17 protein-coding genes are annotated in these 17,041 nt (G+C 57.6%); 7 read left to right on the top strand and 10 right to left on the bottom strand.

What is annotated here, in order from left to right; translation table 11 throughout:
• Positions 1 to 15 precede the first annotated feature (15 nt).
• The gene (locus ACOAP0_RS11590) at positions 16 to 456 is read right to left on the bottom strand and encodes an outer membrane protein assembly factor BamE (protein ID WP_232459836.1); all 441 of its coding nucleotides are present in this window, start codon (positions 454 to 456) and stop codon (positions 16 to 18) included.
• Between the two features lie 194 nt (positions 457 to 650).
• Between ACOAP0_RS11590 and fur the strand changes: the two genes are divergently transcribed.
• Entirely contained in the window at positions 651 to 1,085 is a 435-nt protein-coding gene (gene fur, locus ACOAP0_RS11585; RefSeq protein ID WP_087497353.1) for a ferric iron uptake transcriptional regulator, read from the top strand.
• On the opposite strand, the gene hprK is transcribed toward fur, so the two are convergent.
• From hprK to ACOAP0_RS11565, 4 genes are all read right to left on the bottom strand, one after another.
• Positions 1,082 to 2,032 carry an HPr(Ser) kinase/phosphatase gene (gene hprK, locus ACOAP0_RS11580; RefSeq protein ID WP_087496010.1) on the bottom strand — a complete coding sequence of 317 codons (951 nt, stop codon included), beginning with the start codon at positions 2,030 to 2,032 and terminating at the stop codon, positions 1,082 to 1,084. The two genes, fur and hprK, sit on opposite strands and share 4 nt — an antisense overlap.
• Before the next feature lie 26 nt (positions 2,033 to 2,058).
• Positions 2,059 to 2,526, bottom strand: a complete 468-nt coding sequence (locus tag ACOAP0_RS11575) for a PTS sugar transporter subunit IIA (RefSeq protein ID WP_313868409.1) — start codon at positions 2,524 to 2,526, stop codon at positions 2,059 to 2,061.
• 76 nt (positions 2,527 to 2,602) lie between these two features.
• The gene (gene hpf, locus ACOAP0_RS11570; protein WP_087496008.1) at positions 2,603 to 2,932 is read right to left on the bottom strand and encodes a ribosome hibernation-promoting factor, HPF/YfiA family; all 330 of its coding nucleotides are present in this window, start codon (positions 2,930 to 2,932) and stop codon (positions 2,603 to 2,605) included.
• Between the two features lie 170 nt (positions 2,933 to 3,102).
• Positions 3,103 to 4,320, bottom strand: coding sequence for an MFS transporter (locus tag ACOAP0_RS11565; RefSeq protein WP_498376521.1), 1,218 nt, complete (start codon positions 4,318 to 4,320; stop codon positions 3,103 to 3,105).
• Between the two features lie 197 nt (positions 4,321 to 4,517).
• Between ACOAP0_RS11565 and ACOAP0_RS11560 the strand changes: the two genes are divergently transcribed.
• The gene (locus tag ACOAP0_RS11560; RefSeq protein ID WP_498391412.1) at positions 4,518 to 5,507 is read left to right on the top strand and encodes a magnesium and cobalt transport protein CorA; all 990 of its coding nucleotides are present in this window, start codon (positions 4,518 to 4,520) and stop codon (positions 5,505 to 5,507) included.
• A 43-nt stretch (positions 5,508 to 5,550) separates the two neighbouring features.
• On the opposite strand, the gene ACOAP0_RS11555 is transcribed toward ACOAP0_RS11560, so the two are convergent.
• The 5 genes from ACOAP0_RS11555 to ACOAP0_RS11535 form a co-directional block, all read right to left on the bottom strand.
• Positions 5,551 to 6,303, bottom strand: coding sequence for a 5'-methylthioadenosine/adenosylhomocysteine nucleosidase (locus ACOAP0_RS11555; RefSeq protein WP_498376520.1), 753 nt, complete (start codon positions 6,301 to 6,303; stop codon positions 5,551 to 5,553).
• Positions 6,304 to 6,411: 108 nt separating this feature from the next.
• The gene (locus ACOAP0_RS11550; protein WP_498376519.1) at positions 6,412 to 8,085 is read right to left on the bottom strand and encodes a long-chain-fatty-acid--CoA ligase; all 1,674 of its coding nucleotides are present in this window, start codon (positions 8,083 to 8,085) and stop codon (positions 6,412 to 6,414) included.
• Between the two features lie 105 nt (positions 8,086 to 8,190).
• Positions 8,191 to 9,627: an NAD(P)(+) transhydrogenase (Re/Si-specific) subunit beta gene (locus ACOAP0_RS11545; protein WP_498376518.1), complete on the bottom strand. Its 1,437-nt coding sequence runs from the start codon at positions 9,625 to 9,627 to the stop codon at positions 8,191 to 8,193.
• On the bottom strand, positions 9,627 to 9,944 hold the full coding sequence (locus ACOAP0_RS11540) for an NAD(P) transhydrogenase subunit alpha part 2 (RefSeq protein WP_498376517.1): 318 nt from the start codon (positions 9,942 to 9,944) through the stop codon (positions 9,627 to 9,629). The genes ACOAP0_RS11545 and ACOAP0_RS11540 overlap by 1 nt, the downstream gene beginning before the upstream one ends.
• Before the next feature lie 59 nt (positions 9,945 to 10,003).
• Positions 10,004 to 11,131, bottom strand: a complete 1,128-nt coding sequence (locus tag ACOAP0_RS11535) for a Re/Si-specific NAD(P)(+) transhydrogenase subunit alpha (RefSeq protein ID WP_498376516.1) — start codon at positions 11,129 to 11,131, stop codon at positions 10,004 to 10,006.
• 122 nt (positions 11,132 to 11,253) lie between these two features.
• Here ACOAP0_RS11535 and ACOAP0_RS11530 point away from each other — a divergent pair, with 122 nt between their 5' ends.
• From ACOAP0_RS11530 to ACOAP0_RS11510, 5 genes are all read left to right on the top strand, one after another.
• Positions 11,254 to 11,760 carry an NUDIX hydrolase gene (locus ACOAP0_RS11530; protein WP_498376515.1) on the top strand — a complete coding sequence of 169 codons (507 nt, stop codon included), beginning with the start codon at positions 11,254 to 11,256 and terminating at the stop codon, positions 11,758 to 11,760.
• A gap of 81 nt (positions 11,761 to 11,841) precedes the next feature.
• Positions 11,842 to 12,966 (top strand): tRNA 2-thiouridine(34) synthase MnmA, encoded by a 1,125-nt coding sequence (mnmA, locus tag ACOAP0_RS11525; protein ID WP_498376514.1) that lies wholly within the window; start codon positions 11,842 to 11,844, stop codon positions 12,964 to 12,966.
• A 133-nt stretch (positions 12,967 to 13,099) separates the two neighbouring features.
• Positions 13,100 to 13,423, top strand: coding sequence for a hypothetical protein (locus tag ACOAP0_RS11520; RefSeq protein WP_498376513.1), 324 nt, complete (start codon positions 13,100 to 13,102; stop codon positions 13,421 to 13,423).
• Positions 13,424 to 15,610, top strand: coding sequence for a type I secretion system permease/ATPase (locus ACOAP0_RS11515; protein WP_498376512.1), 2,187 nt, complete (start codon positions 13,424 to 13,426; stop codon positions 15,608 to 15,610).
• A complete protein-coding gene (locus tag ACOAP0_RS11510; protein WP_498376511.1) occupies positions 15,607 to 17,025 on the top strand; it encodes an HlyD family type I secretion periplasmic adaptor subunit in 1,419 nt (472 codons plus the stop codon). Before ACOAP0_RS11515 ends, ACOAP0_RS11510 begins: the two co-directional genes overlap by 4 nt.
• Positions 17,026 to 17,041: the final 16 nt, after the last annotated feature.

The raw sequence follows: 17,041 nt of genomic DNA, 5'->3' as shown, positions 1-17,041 counted from the left end.
AAGAGAAAAGAAAGATCAGAGGCCGCCGGGTTCCAGCGGTGGGTAGGAGGTAGCAGCCGCTGGTGCGGTGTTGCCGGATACGGGTGCCTCCGCCTTTTTCGGCGCCGGGAATTTTTTGAGCGCTTCTTCAGAAGCTGTCAACGAAGGCACCGGGCCCAGCACCGTTTTCGAACGCAAGGTTGACACAAACTCCGTTTCGCTGGGCAGCTCGTCCGCTTCAATCTTGCTGATCACTTCATTGGTGAAAAACACGGTCACCTTGCGTGCCTGAGGCTCACTGCCCTGCCGTTTGAGGGTGAACACATAGTCCCAACGGTCTGCATGGAACACGCTGGTGAGCAAGGGAGTGCCGAGTACATCCTGCGCGATGGCACGGGGCATGCCCACTCGCAAGACAGCCAACTGCTCGCGGGTGACCACGTTGCCTTGAACGATGTCGATTTTGTATGGCGTCATCACCCCCGCGACTTTTTCTCCTGTGGTGCTGACGGACCCGCACGCGGCAAGGGTTGCCACAACCAGAGCCAATGCGGCTGAACGGAGACTACGGCAAGAGGTAAGGAGCATGAAAATTGAAGGGCGATATGATCGTGTCATTGTAGCGGTTGGCCCCTGTCGGCCTGTTTGATGACCATGCCAGGAATGTGCTGATGAGCAATATCGAAGAATTGAAAAACACGGGCCTCAAGGCCACGGTCCCCCGCCTGAAAATTCTGGAAGTCTTTCAACGCGGCACCCAACGCCACATGACGGCGGAAGATGTGTTCCGTGTTTTGTTGCAGGAACGCTCAGATGTGGGCTTGGCCACCGTCTACCGGGTCTTGACCCAATTCGAGCAGGCGAGCATTTTGAGCCGCAGCCACTTTGAGAGCGGCAAAGCGGTGTACGAACTGAACGAAGGCCAGCACCACGACCATCTGGTGTGCCTGGACTGCGGACGGGTGGAAGAGTTTTACGACGCAGAAATCGAAAAACGCCAACATGCCGTAGCCAAAGCCAAGGGATTTGCGATTTCCGACCACGCCCTGAGTTTGTACGCCAACTGCACCAAGGGCGCGTGCCCTCACCGCAACAGTAGCAATTAGCCGCCTTGGGCCATCGCCTTGCGGTGGCGCTCGACGAATTCTTGGTAAGTGTCAATCCCGCGCAACTGCAGGATCGTGTTGCGGACAGCGGCCTCCACCAGTACCGCAATGTTGCGGCCAGCCACCACCTGAATCACCACCTTGCGCACCGGTATGCCCAGCACATCCTGCGTCAAAGGTTCATAGGGAATGCGTTCGTAATCCCGCTCCAGGGTTTCTCTGCGCACGAGATGCACGATCAATTTCAAGCGCATTTTGCGGCGCACCGCCGTTTCACCAAATATCCCGCGGATATCGAGCAAACCGATGCCGCGCACTTCCAGCAGGTTCTGAAGCAACTCCGGGCAGCGCCCCTCGATCGTGGTCTGATTGATGCGATAGAGGTCTACGGCATCGTCGGCCACCAAGCCGTTGCCGCGTGAAATCAGCTCCAGACCGAGCTCACTCTTGCCAAGACCGGATTCGCCGGTAATCAACACCCCCAGCCCTAGGATGTCCATGAACACCCCGTGCATGGACATGCGGTCAGCAAAGTGTTTGGACAGATAGGCCCGAAGTACGTCAATAACGAAGGCGGACGACTCCTTGGTCGCAAACATCGGGATTTGTGCTCGCTCGCACATGGCCAACAGGGCCTGCGGAGCGACTTGCCCATCTGCCAGTACAAGCACTGGCGGCTCCAATGTCACGATACGGGAAATGCGGCGGGCGCAGTCTTCGGGAGTGGCGTTGGTGATGTACGTGATCTCACGCTCACCGAGGATCTGGACGCGGTACGGGTGGATGTAGTTCAGGTAACCCACCAGATCCGCACCGGACCGGGCTGCCTTGATGGCAACCTCATCGAACCGACGTTCAGAGGCCCCCAGACCGGCAACCCACTCCCAACGCAAATGCCCCCTGAATTCCTCAAAGAGTGCGTCTGCACTGACTGCGGTGGGTTTCAATGCGGCACCTGAAGGTGGGAAAGGACTTAAGCCGCTCTGGCGGACTGCCAGCCGGCAATCAGGGAGTGCAAAAGGGTGGCGTCTGCGCAAGTAGTGATTTGCTCACGGAGAGCGGAATCACTCAAGAGCTCAGCGATTTCAGAAAGGATTTCCAGGTGTTTCTGGGTTGCCGCTTCGGGCACCAGCAGGAATATCAGCAGACTCACAGGAACATCATCCGGTGAGTCAAAGCCGATGGGGTGTGCCAACTGGAACACTGCGGCCATCGGTGACTTCAGGCCCTTGATACGGCCATGGGGGATCGCTACGCCATGCCCCAAACCTGTGGAGCCCAACCGTTCACGGGAAAAAAGACTGTCGGTAACGAGCGCGCGGCTCAGACCGTGCAGATTCTCGAACAGCAGGCCTGCCTCTTCAAATGCACGCTTTTTGCTGGTGACATCAACTTGCGCAAGTACTTGCGAAGGAGGAAGGATAGACGCTAGGCGGTTCATGGTAAGGAGCGGATTATGCACATAAAAAAACCGCCCGTGTCAGGGCGGTTTTAGTGTTGTCGTCTCTATTGCAACACTACATCAGGCGCTTGGGGGCCTCATGGTGATGATTTTGCAAACGGTCCTTGTGACGAACCACTTGGCGATCAAGCTTGTCGACCAGATCATCCACGGCGGCATACAAGTCGGCATGGGCGCTTTCGGCAAACATGTCACTGCCTTTGACATGAATGTTGCACTCGGCGCGCTGCCGTCGTTCCTTCTCTTTCTGCTTTTCAACGGTGAGTAGCACCTTGACATCTACCACTTGATCGAAGTGGCGCATGATGCGATCGAGCTTGGTCGTGACATAACTACGCAGGGCCGGGGTAACTTCCAGGTGATGACCGCTGATCGTCAAATTCATAAATAGCCTCCAGTTGCTCTCAGGGTTGAAAATGCCTTCTGCAAAAGTAGCAGTCGGCGCTCAAACTTGTTAAACGATTTGCGCTGTTTATGAATCCACTATGCGCCCGAATCAGGCCAATTGCAAAGTCTTTTTTGTAATGCACTGCAGCAATGAAATGACTTCGAATTTCACGATTTCCCAGCTGCTTGATGCAGGTTCAGCCTTCCGGCAACAACCACCGCCAAAACGCTGGCAACAGCGCCGATCAAGGCAGAGCCCCAATAGTTTTGAACCAGGCCAGCCGCGTCGCGGCTGATGATGGCGCCACCCACCAGGGCCGCAAGCCCCATCGCGGCTGACTGCACCGAGGCATTCAGGGTCATGAAGGTACCTCGCAGGGCCGGGTTGGCCGCAGAGGTGAGCATGGCCATACCAGGAATCATGCGTCCGCTTCCACACACGAAAAATAGGGTCGATACCGCCAATGCGCCCCACATGCCGACCGGACCCAACAGGGTGAGGCCGATCAGGGGCAGCAAAAACACCAGAGCGATAGCCCTGAAAGTCTGGAACTTGCCCCAGCTATCCGCGAGGTTTCCAAACCAGCGCGCAGTGATCAGCGTCGCCACACCACCGCACAGGTACACATAAGGCACCTGATCCGCACGCAATCCGACATTGGACTGCATGAAGATGGTGATGTAAGGAATCACGGTAAAGCCGGAGAACATAAGCAAGGCGGAGAAAACAAAGGCGCGCAAGTGATTGCGGTCTTTCAAGACCTCGGAGATCCGAGACCATGCCGAAACCGGCGCATGGGCCTGCAAGTGCGCATTCAGCGCGGGAAGAGTCAGGAAAGCAAACACAGCAAACAGAACGCACACCCCCGCAATCAGCAGGAACGGGATGTGCCACCCGAAATGCGCAGCCAAGAACAAGCCCAGCGGAACACCTGCGACGGTAGAAACAGAAAACGAGGTCATGACGATGCCCATGGCATGACCTCTTCGCTCGAAGGGAATCACGTCGCCCACAATGGTCTGGCTCAATGCCGACAAGACGCCCCCAAAGATGCCGGCGCTGACCCGGGCCAACAACAAAGTCTCATAGGTCGGCGCTACACCGCAAGCAAAAGTAGACAAGGCGAACAACCCATACAACACCAATAGCAAGCGCTTGCGGTCAAAGCGATCGATGTAAGTGGATGCAAGCAGTCCAGAAGCTCCGCCCGCCAAGGTATAGGCGGAGACCAGCATGCCGAACTGGGCATCGCTGATGTGGAAGAGCGCGGTCAAAGCCGGCCCCAGGGGCATCATGATCATAAAGTCCAGGATGTTGGTGAACTGGATGCCGGCAAGCGTGATCAGCAGCCAGCGTTCGCGCGTGGAACTCAATGGAATGGGCATGGGGAATAAAAAAAGGGGGAACCGGGATGGCGGGCACCCACTCTATCACCCGGGGCGGTGCGATAATTTCCGCTTCTGAATTACCGGAGAACGCTCCTTGGAAACCTACCCTAGTCGGTAGCTTTCAACTCCCACCACTGCGCCGGGGTTGAAAGCACCCAACACCCGCCTGCAGCCAACCATTTTGGGAGTGAGCCATGCTCAACATCTTTACGCTCGCCAATGGCCGACTCTTTCAAGAAGAAATCGAGTCGCTCGAAGAGCTTTCCAAATTCCAGCCCATCTGGGTCGACCTGGAATCCCCCGCGCTCGAAGAAAAGCGCTGGGTCAAGCAGTACTACGGCCTCTCCATCCCGGATGACGCGATGGACGAGGACATCGAAGAATCTGCGCGCTTCTACGCTGAAGACAATGGTGACGTACACATCCGCAGCGATTTTTTGATTGCGGACGACGACGAACCCCGCACCGTCCGGGCTGCGTTCATCTTGAACCTCGTCAATGACAATCTCAAAAGTAAAGGCGTGCTCTTCTCCATTCACGATGAAGACGTTCCCGTATTCCGGCTCCTGCGCATGCGCGCCCGCCGTGCACCCGGGCTGATCGAAGACGCCAAGGAAGTGCTGCTCAAGCTGTTCGATGCGGACGCCGAGTACTCCGCCGACACGCTGGAAGGCATCTACGACGAGCTGGAAAAAGTCAGCAAGAAGGTTCTTTCAGGCAACGTGACCGATGCCATCGCCGGCGAAGCGCTGGGCGCGATTGCCCGCCACGAGGATTTGAGTGGCCGCATCCGCCGCAACGTGATGGATACGCGCCGTGCGGTCAGCTTCATGATGCGCAGCAAGATGCTCAACGCCGAGCAGTTCGAACAGGCTCGGCAGATTTTGCGAGACATTGACTCGCTGGACTCGCACACCGCATTCCTGTTCGACAAGATCAACTTTTTGATGGATGCGACGGTAGGTTTCATCAACATCAATCAGAACAAGATCATCAAGATCTTCTCGGTGGCCAGCGTAGCCTTGCTGCCTCCGACCCTCGTTGCCAGCGTGTATGGCATGAACCTCAAGTTCCCGGAACTGGAGTTCCTGGGAGGGTGGAGCTACCCGTACACGGTAGCCCTGATGATCTCCAGTGCCTTGGTGCCCATGTGGTACTTCTACAAACGCGGTTGGCTGCGTTAGCACTCTTTTGAGGCCCTGGCGCCGGACACGTATGCGCGGACAGCTATCTTTTCGATAGCAACCCAAGCATCTCCAGCACAAAGGCACGGGCGTAAAGGCTCGCCGTTTCCCGCACGAACTGCGGGAAATCCACATGTGCGGTGTCATCCGCCCGGTCTGAAATGGTGCGGATCGCCACGAAAGGCACGCCGTAGTCTGCGCACACTTGGGCTACGGCGGCGCCCTCCATCTCTACCGCCAATGGGCAATAGCCTGAGGAGGCCAGTGCGCTCAGCAATGCGCTGACTTCGGTAGTGCTGCTTACAAACCGGTCGCCACTGGCAATCAAACCGGTGTGCAGCTTTGCCGGGTAGCGCGCTGTACGCAACGCCGGCTGCACGCGATTGAAGGCCTCACAGGCAGTCGCCAAAAGCGGAGGATCCGCTGCAAAAAGTGCCTGCCCGCACAGCGGGATTTCAAAGCGGGGGAACAGCGGCGAGGCGTCCATGTCATGCTGCACATAGTGGCTTCCCACCACCACATCGCCCACCCGGACTCCAGGCCCTACCCCGCCGGCGACGCCGGTAAACAGAACCCGGGAAGCGCCGAAGTGGGTGATCAAACCGGTAGCCGTCGTCGCAGCGGCCACTTTGCCGATGCGGGACAGAGCCAACACCACAGGCAAGCCCTGCAAGCGGCCGGTCCAGAAAACACGCCCCCCATGATCCACTCGCCGGGCATCCTGCAAGTGCTCGAGCAGGCCCTCTTGTTCTTCAGCGAGGGCGCTCAGGATGGCAATGGGAGTTTCAGCGCTCATGGCAATGGAATCAGATGCAAAACACGGAGCTTAGCAAGCCACAAAGCAAAAGCGGCCCGAAGGCCGCCGTTGTTGCCGAGGTTATCCTCCGGGAGGAGGAAACCAAGCTTATTTCTCGCGCAATTCGCGCCGCAGGATCTTGCCGACCGGGGTTTTGGGCAAATCGGCGCGGAACTCCACCACCTTGGGCTGTTTGTAGCCGGTCAGGTTCTCTTTGCAGAAGTTGCGCACATCTTCTTCGCTGAGGTTGGGGTCTTTCTTGACGATTACCAGCTTGACGGCCTCGCCGGACTTGGCATCGACCACGCCCACGCATGCGCACTCCAGGACGCCAGGCATCTGGGTGACCACGTCTTCGAGTTCGGTAGGGAACACGTTGAAGCCGCTGACCAGAATCATGTCCTTCTTGCGATCCACAATTTTGAAGAAGCCACGGGCATCTACCACGCCGATGTCGCCGGTCTTGAAGTAGCCATCCGGCGTCATGACCTTGGCGGTCTCATCCGGGCGTTGCCAGTAACCCGCCATGACCTGAGGGCCCTTGATCGCAATCTCGCCGCTCTGGCCTTCCGCCACTTCCACACCGTCGTCATCCAGCAGCTTCATGTAGGTGCTGGGCAAGGGCACGCCGATGGTGCCGGTGTATTCGTTGGAAGTGATGGGGTTGCAGCTCACCGTAGGCGAAGTTTCGCTCAGGCCATAGCCCTCACAGATGGGGCAACCGGTCTTCTCAAACCACAACTTGGCCACACCGCTCTGCACCGCGGTGCCACCACCCACCGCCACCTTCAGGTGGCTCCAGTCCACGGTATTGAAGTCGGGGTGATTCGCCAAACCATTGAACAAGGTGTTGACAGCGGGAAAGCTGTGGATGGTGTGCTTGGACAGCTCTTTCAGCACGCCGGGAATATCACGCGGGTTGGGGATCAGGATCAGTTTGCCGCCCGTACGCATGGACAGCATCATGCCGACCGTAAAGGCAAACACGTGGTACAGCGGCAGCGCACACACCGTGGTGGGTTGCTGCTCCGCCGGCACCTTGGCCATGGCAGGTGCGTACCAAGCCTCGGACTGCAACGTATTGGCGATCACATTGCGGTGCAAGAGCACTGCTCCCTTGGACACACCAGTGGTGCCGCCGGTGTACTGCAATACCGCTACGTCATCCGCCTTGATGTCGGGCTTCTTGAAAGGAGCCTTGGTGCCGCGGGCCACCACCTCGTTAAACCGTACTGCATGAGGCAGGTTGTAGGCAGGCACCATCTTCTTGACGTTGCGCACCACGTAATTCACAAGGGTGCCTTTGAGCAGACCCAGCCGGTCGCCCATGGAGCACAGCACCACATGCTTGACTGGCGTGGCGGCAATGCACTTCTCCAGGGTGTGAGCGAAGTTCTCAATGATGATGATGGCCTTGGAGCCGGAGTCCTTGAGTTGATGTTCCAACTCCCGGGCGGTGTACAAGGGGTTCACATTCACCACCACAAACCCGGCACGAAGGATGGCAGCCACAGCAATCGGGTACTGAGGCACGTTGGGCATCATGATGGCGACGCGGTCACCCTTGACCAGACCCAGACCCTGCAGATACGCCGCAACCGCCAGGCTCAGGCTGTCGGTTTGGCCGAAGGTAAGGTCCTTGCCCATGAAGTTGTAGGCCACGCGGCTTTCGTACTTGCGAAAGCTTTCTTCCAACAAGGCCACCAAGGAGGAGTATTTGGCAGGGTCGATGTCAGCAGGCACACCTTGTGGGTAGCTGCCAAGCCAAACGCGATCAGTCATGTCTTGTGTCTCCGGTCTATTTTTATGCAGCCTGCCATTTTCATGCAGGCCAACCAGCCCGCCCACGGTGTTTACCTTAGGCGGGCTGTCCTTAGGCGTACGCCTCTATTCGATGGCTTTGCTCATGTCTTCAACGACCTTCTTGGCGTCGCCGAACACCATCATGGTCTTGTCCATATAGAACAGCTCATTGTCCAGGCCGGCATAGCCCGCGGCCATGGAGCGCTTGTTCACGATGATGGTCTTGGCCTTGTAGGCCTCCAGGATAGGCATGCCGTAAATCGGGCTGCCCTTGGTGTGGGCTGCAGGGTTCACCACGTCGTTGGCTCCCAGGATGATGGCCACATCCGCCTGGCCGAACTCGCCGTTGATGTCTTCCATCTCAAACACCTGGTCGTAAGGCACTTCGGCTTCGGCCAACAGTACGTTCATGTGGCCGGGCATACGCCCTGCAACCGGGTGAATGGCGTACTTGACGGTAATGCCCTTCTCGGTGAGCTTGGCAGCCAGTTCTTTGACGGCGTGCTGAGCGCGGGCCACAGCCAGGCCGTAGCCGGGCACGATCACCACCGTCTCGGCATTGCCCAACACAAAGGCTGCGTCATCCGCGCTGCCGCTTTTGACGGTGCGTTGCACCGCAGCACCCGCCGGGCCCGAAGACGCGTCGCCACCGAAGCCGCCCAGAATCACATTGAAGAACGAGCGGTTCATCGCCTTGCACATGATGTAACTCAGGATGGCGCCGCTGGACCCGACCAGTGAGCCGGCAATGATGAGCATGCTGTTGTTCAAACTGAAACCGATGCCTGCAGCCGCCCAGCCGGAATAGCTGTTGAGCATGGACACCACCACGGGCATATCCGCGCCGCCGATGGGAATGATGATGAGCACACCCATCACAAAGCCCAGCGCCAGAATCAGGGCGAAGTCCATGGGGCTTTGGGAGTGCCAGAAGCCGAACACAAAGAAGACCGACGCCAGGCCCAGCACCAGATTGAGCTTGTGCTGGCCGGGGAATGTGACCGGGGCGCCCTGGAACAGGCGGAACTTGTACTTGCCGGACAACTTGCCGAAGGCAATCACGGAGCCGCTGAAGGTCACGGCGCCGATGAACGCGCCCAAGGCCAATTCAATCCGGTTGCCACCGGGAATGGCGCCCCCTTTTTCCGCAATGCTGAAGGCCCAAGGTTCTGCCACTGCAGCCACCGCAATGAATACTGCTGCCAAGCCGATCATGCTGTGCATGAAGGCCACCAGCTCCGGCATCTTGGTCATCTCCACGCGCTTGGCCATCACGGTACCGGCAGTACCGCCTACCAGCAAGGCGCCCAACACCCAGGCCATGCCTGTCATGCCGTCCTGACCGAGTTGGCCAGCGAGCTTGAAGATCAGGGCGCCGGTGGTGAACACGGCCACTGCCATACCCACCATACCGAAGACATTCCCCCGGATCGAGGTAGTGGGATGGGACAGACCCTTGAGCGCCTGGATAAAGCAGACGCTGGCAAAGAGATACAACAGGGTGACGAGGTTGAGGCTCATTATTTGGCTCCTGCGGTGGGGGCTTTCTTGTCCTTTTTCTTGAACATTTCCAGCATGCGGCGGGTCACCATGAAACCGCCGAACACATTGACCGCTGCCAAGGCCACGGCCAGCACGCCCATGGATTTGCCCAACGTGGTTTCCGTCAGCGCAGCGGCCAACATGGCGCCGACGATGACAATGGCAGAAATGGCGTTGGTCACGGCCATTAGCGGCGTGTGCAGTGCGGGGGTCACGGTCCAGACCACGTGGTAACCCACGTAGATGGCCAGCACAAAGATGATCAGGTTCAGTATGGTGGGGGAAACCATTTCCATGGTGTCGCTCCTTGATTGGGCTAAGTGAATAAAGTGGGGCGTGAGGTTGCGTGCGCGGTTTACATGCGACGCACTTCGCCGCCTTGGGTCACCAGGCAGGCTGCCACGATGTCGTCTTCCAGGTCCACGTGCAAGGCACCTTCCTTGTTGATGATCAACTTCAGGAAGTCCAGCACGTTGCGCGCATAGAGCGAAGACGCATCCGCCGCTACCAGCGCAGGCAGATTGGTTTCGCCGATCAGGGTGACGCCATGTTTAACCACGGTTTTGTCGGCCTCAGACAGTGGGCAGTTACCGCCGCCATTCAAGCCCTTGCCCGCAGCAATATCCACAATCACCGAACCGGGCTTCATGGACTTGACCATGTCCTCGGTAATCAGCGTGGGGGCTGCGCGACCGGGAATCAGCGCGGTGCTGATGACCACATCAGCCTGCGCCACGCGTTTGGCAACCTCCGCCTTCTGGCGGTCCAGCCAGCTCTGAGGCATGGGCTTGGCGTATCCGCCTACGCCGACAGCGGCTTCTTTTTCTTCATCCGTCTCATAAGGCACGTCGATGAACTTGGCCCCGAGGGATTCGACCTGTTCTTTGACGCTGGGGCGCACATCCGAGGCTTCAATCACTGCGCCCAAGCGCTTGGCAGTGGCGATGGCCTGCAAACCGGCCACACCAACGCCGAGGATGACAACGCGCGCCGCTTTGACAGTGCCGGCAGCCGTCATCAACATGGGGAAAAAGCGTTGGTACTTGTCAGCCGCCATCATCACGGCTTTGTAGCCGGCGATGTTGGCCTGGCTGGAGAGGACGTCCATGCTTTGCGCACGGGTGGTGCGGGGTGCCGCTTCTAACGCATAGGCATTGAGCTTGGCAGCAGCCAGACGCTGCAGGCCCTCTGCATCGAACGGATTGAGCATGCCCACCAGCGTGGCACCAGGGGTCATCATTGCAGCCTCCGCGTCCACGGGGGTGCGTACCTTGAGTACCAGCTCGCTTCCCAAGGCTCCCGCTGCGTCGGTAATCTCTGCACCCGCGGCGACATAGGCCTCGTCAGTCACGCTCGCGGCAAGACCGGCTCCGGATTGAACACGCACCGTGTGCCCCTGGGATTTCAGTTTCTTCACTGTCTCCGGGGTCACGGCAACTCGGGTCTCTCCCGCCAGTGTTTCAGCGGGTACGCCTATGTGCATGGGGCACTCCTATAGAGTTGGATTCAAGCTGTCTGTTAGCTTACATGAGTTTCCCTGCATTCCATAGGGCTAAAGTTGCGGCTTTCGGCAAAGACTTTTGCGCTAAATACACATAATCATCCATGACCGAGCGATGGAAACCCAGTGCCACGGTGGCGGCAGTGATTGAGCAGAACGGCCGCTTTCTTCTGGTGGAGGAGCACACCCCCGAAGGCCTGCGGCTCAACAACCCCGCCGGTCACTTGGACCCGGGTGAGTCTCCTGTCCAAGGCTGCGCACGCGAGGTACTGGAAGAAACGGCTTACCCCTTTGTACCCGGCGCACTGGTAGGGATCTACCTGTCGCGGTTCGTGCGCGAGCTGCCGGACGGCCCGCAAGACATTACCTACCTGCGCTTTGCTTTTTGCGGCACCGTGGGCGAACGCTTCGAAGGCATGGAGCTGGACCATGGCATCGTGCGGGCCCTGTGGCTGACGCCGGATGAAATCCGCACTAGCAAGGACCGGCATCGCAGTCCCTTGTTGCTCCAGTGCATGGAAGACTATTTGCGCGGTCAACGCTACCCGCTGGATGTGATTCACACCGATCCCAGCGTTTGGGCATCTTTGCAAACGCTACAAAAACAATAGCTACTTGCGCATATTCCGCGGGCGCGAGGGGCAAATTTGACACTACATTCCGACACCTACAACGGGGACTAAAATCAGGGCATGAGTAAGCAACGTATTGTCGTGGGCCTGAGCGGTGGCGTGGATTCGGCTGTTACCGCCCATCTTTTGAAACAGCAAGGGCATGAGGTGGTCGGCATCTTCATGAAGAACTGGGAAGATGACGACGATAGCGAATACTGCTCCTCCAACATCGACTTCGTCGATGCCGCTGCCGTCGCCGATGTGCTGGGCATTGAAATCGAGCACGTCAACTTTGCGGCCGAATACCGTGACCGCGTGTTTGCGGAGTTCCTGCACGAATACCAGGCAGGCCGCACCCCGAACCCCGACATCCTTTGCAATGCCGAAATCAAGTTCAAGGCATTTTTAGACCATGCCATGCGTTTGGGTGCCGAAAAGATTGCTACTGGACACTACGCAAGAGTTCGCCTCAATGCTTCCAGCGCCAAGCACGAGTTACTGAAAGGCTTGGACCCGGCCAAGGACCAGAGCTATTTTTTGCACCGGTTGAACCAGGCTCAGCTGTCCAAAACGCTTTTCCCTGTGGGGGAGCTCCATAAAACCGAGGTACGCCGCATCGCCGACGACATTGGTCTGCCCAATGCCAAGAAGAAAGACTCCACCGGCATCTGCTTCATCGGGGAGCGGCCGTTCCGCGAGTTTTTGAACCGCTATATCTCCAAGGAGCCGGGGCCCATCAAGAACCCCAAAGGCCACACCATCGGGGAACACGTGGGCCTGTCGTTCTACACATTGGGTCAACGACAAGGCCTGGGCATAGGCGGCATCAAAGCCAAAGGTGCTCAGCGAGGTGGCGGCGAACACACGCCGTGGTTTGTGGCGCGCAAAGATTTGCCGAACAACACGCTATGGGTCGTACAGGGGCACGATCACCCTTGGTTGCAATCGGAACGCCTGGAAGCCCTGAACGCCTCTTGGGTTAGTAGCGAAGCACCCATCCCCATGACCGCGGCCGCCAAAACGCGGTATCGCCAAGCTGATGCACCATGCGGACTCGAACCCCTAGGCGCTGATGCATTTGCCCTGCAATTTCCCCAAGCGCAATGGGCAGTGACGCCCGGTCAATCCGCGGTGTTGTATGACGGGGATGTTTGCCTTGGTGGAGGCATCATCCACAACGCATCAGCCTTGCCGGCGACCTGAACTGCGCAATTACAACAAATATTCATGGAAAACATGGCATTTTTGGCACCTTGTTTTCACCATGCGGTGCTAGCATTCAATGCCATCCGGGTTGGCATACCCAACCCTATGTCCCAATTGAAAGCGGCTTGCCATGTTCCATGTGTTGCGTAACGAGGATGGATCGATTGCCTCCCTCTCCCGCGCGGAAAGGCCCGGCGGCGAGCTGCTGAGCGATGAGCACCCCGATATTCAAGCGTTTCTAGGACACACCTCCAGTGGAAGCGGCTTCGGAGAGGCAGATGCTGAATTTGTGCGGGTACTGGAAGACTTGATCGATACCTTGATCATCAAAAACATCATCCGGCATACAGACTTGCCTGCGGCGGCTCAACAAAAGATCAGCAAACGCAAAGGTCTGCGCAACCGGATGCAGGGTGCACTGAATCTGCTTGGTGGCGATCAACGTATTATTTAAATGACAGACAGCCTGCCTTCCTCCGGCCCTGCAACTCCAAAACCCGCTCATTGGCGGATCGGTGAACACGGGACCCATTTCGACCCCTTGCTGGACAGCTTGGTCTCGATTTCCCGCATTTACGGCATATCCACCACGCAAGAAGCCCTGTCCGCCGGACTTCCGCTGGAAAACAACCTGGTCACGCCAGCCCTCTTGCCACGCGCTGCGGCACGGGCAGGACTGACGGCGCGCCTTGCCAGACGCAAGCTCAGCGATTTGCGCCCTGGCTTACTGCCCGTCATCTTGTTGCTGCAAGACAAACAAGCTTGCCTGCTATTGGAATGGACGGAGGACGGCCAAGCGCGAGTGCGTTTTCCGGAAAGCGGCGAATCCGGTGATGTGATCAGCAAAGAGGCTTTGGAGTCCCTGTTTGCCGGCGTGGTGTTTTTCGTGCGTCCGGTTTTCAAGTTCGACCCTCGGACACCAGCCACCGGTGAACTGAAATCCAAACACTGGTTCTGGGGGGTTGTTTTCCAGAACTGGCGCCTCTACCGAGACAGCTTGATCGCCGCACTGCTGATCAATATGTTTGCGCTGGCCATGCCCATGTTCTCGATGACGGTCTACGACCGCGTGGTGCCGAACAGGGCCGAGGAGACGTTGTGGGTTCTGGCCATCGGCGTGATGCTGATGATGGTGTTTGATACGGTGCTACGCACCATGCGGGCCTACATCCTGGACACAGCGGGCAAGCGGATTGATGTGACATTGTCTGCACGCATCATGGAACGCGTACTGGGCCTCAAAATGTCGGACCGGCCTGCCTCCGTAGGATCTTTTGCAGCGAATCTGCGGGCGTTTGAATCCGTCAGGGACTTTGTCGCATCTGCGAGCATCACCACGCTAGTGGACCTGCCCTTTGTGCTGGTGTTCTTTCTGGCACTGATCTGGATTTCGCCTTGGTTAACGCTGCCGCCTTTGGTTTGCATCGTCCTGCTTTTGATCGTGTCACTGGCCACACAGCGAAAGATGCAAGAGCTGGTGGAAGTCTCGTCCCGGGCGACCTCCCAGCGCAACGCCACACTGGTGGAGAGCCTGGTGGGCATTGAAACCATCAAATTCATGGTGGCGGAAAGTAGCTTCCAACGCAAATGGGAGCAGAGCACCATATTCCTCGCTCAAACGGGCACAAAACTGAAGCTGCTTTCCAACGGCACGATGAACTTTGCACAAGCCATGCAGCAGCTGGTGTCGGTCACCAGCGTCATCGTCGGCGTGTACCTGCTCATGAACAACCAGATCAGCATGGGCGCCATCATTGCTGCATCGATGCTGGCCGGTCGTGCCATGGCACCGTTCGGACAAGTCGCAGGTCTGCTTCTCCAATATCACAGTGCCAAGAGTGGGTTGGCTTCCGTCGACACTCACATGAAGCAAGAACCGGAGCGTTCAGAAGAAACCTCATACCTGCATCGGGCTGGTTTTCAGGGAACGATTGAGTTCAAGAACGTCAGCTTTACCTACCCGGGCCAGCAACAAGCTGTACTGAGCAAGGTGTCCTTCAAGATCCATGCGGGTGAAAAAGTAGCCTTTATCGGACGGGTGGGTTCAGGAAAATCCACGATTCAGCGCCTGATACTGGGCCTGCACCAACCGACAGAGGGAGCCATCCTGATTGACGGTATCGATTCGCGGCAGATCGACCCCGCAGAACTGCGCCGTGCTGCAGGCTTTGTGTCCCAGGACGTCAGCCTTTTTTACGGCACGTTGAAAGAGAACATTGCACTGGGAGCGCCCTTTGCCGATGACCAGGACATTCTGGCTGCGGCAGAGATTGCGGGTGTGACGGAATTTGCCAATCGCCATCCCAAAGGATTCGACATGGCCATCGGTGAACGGGGAGAATCCTTGTCAGGAGGCCAGCGTCAAGCGGTCGGCATCGCCCGCGCAGTGTTGAATGACTCACCCATGTTGCTTCTCGATGAGCCCAGCAGTGCCATGGACCACCAGAGTGAAGATGCACTCAAAAGCCGATTGCGGCGTTTCACCACCGGCAAAACCATGATTCTGGTCACCCATCGGACTTCCTTACTGGAACTGATTGACCGCCTGATCGTGATCGATAACGGTCAGATCGTCGCAGACGGGCCCAAGGCACAAGTTGTGGAAGCGCTTCAAAGCGGACGTATCGGGAGGGCATCATGATGAACCCCGATCCACAAGCCGCCCCGACAACACCTACTCTTTGGGACAAGTTTTACGGAGCAAGCTCACGCGTCCTGGACAAGTTGATGCTTGCGGTTACAGGCAAACAGAGAGAATTGGACAGCGACTTCGACGCCAATGCCGACTGGGCCATCGCAGAGCAAACACCCCAAGGCGCCCGCATTTTGGTGTGGTTGAGCGCCCTGACGGTGCTGGTACTGTTGATTTGGTCTGCTTTTGCTGAATTGGACGAGGTCACTCGCGGAGAAGGCAAGGTTATCCCATCGCGTCAGATTCAGATTTTGCAGAGCTTGGATGGCGGCATCGTCTCTGAAATCCTTGCGCGCGAAGGGCAAGTGGTAAAGACCGGTGATTTGCTTCTGAAAGTGGATCCGACGCGGATGGTTTCCTCGCTGCGGGAAAACCAATCCCAGTACCTTTCTCTGCTGGCCAAAGCCGCCCGCCTCCGTGCACTGGCCGAAGGGTCCCGCTTCGTGCCGCCCGAAGAAGTGTTGAAACAGGCGCCAGAAATTGTGGAGCAAGAACGTGCACTGTATGAGTCACGCCGGGCCGAATTGGATGCGACGGTCGGGGTTGCACGACAGCAGTCTTCACAGCGCTCCCAGGAGTTGATCTCGGTGAAAGCCCGACGCGAGCAGGCTTCGCAGAGCTACACCCTGACGGCAAAAGAGCTGGAGCTGACCCGCCCCCTAGTAAAAACAGGAGCCATCTCGGACGTAGAGCTTTTGAGATTGGAACGTGATGTTGCCCGCTACCGTGGTGAGCGAGACAGTGCCAACTCCGATATCCCCAGGTTGGAGTCGGCGGTTGCCGAATCGAACCGAAAAATCCAAGAAGTAGAACTGACTTTCAGAAATATAGCGCGCTCCGAGTTGAGCGAAACCAATGCCAAGCTGAATGCCCTCTCTGAAGGCAGCACCGCGCTCGAGGACCGGGTTAAACAGACCGAGATCAGGTCACCGGTCAACGGAACGGTCAAACAGCTGCGTGTGAACACTGTGGGCGGTGTAGTTCAACCCGGCAAAGATCTCATCGAATTAGTGCCATCTGACGATGCTTTGCTATTGGAGGCACGCGTCTTGCCACGAGATATTGCATTTTTGCGCCCCGGCCAAAAAGCGCTTGTCAAGTTTACTGCCTATGACTTCGCGGTGTATGGCGGTTTGGAAGCCACGTTGGAGCAAATTGGCGCTGACAGTGTTGTCGATGAGAAGGGGAATGCGTTCTTTGTGGTCCGCGTAAGAACCCTTTCCACCACGATCGGTCAACAAAAGCTGCCCATCATTCCTGGCATGGTGGCGGAAGTCGACATCCTGACCGGAAAAAAATCCGTACTGGCATATCTGATGAAGCCCATCCTGCGCGCAAAGTCAAAGGCGATGTCAGAGCGATGAGAAGGAATACGGCGCC

Source organism: Curvibacter sp. Hmag1.1, from assembly GCF_059769165.1.
The sequence above is the reverse complement of the archived record's forward strand: the minus strand, read 5'-3'. Positions and strand labels throughout refer to the sequence as shown.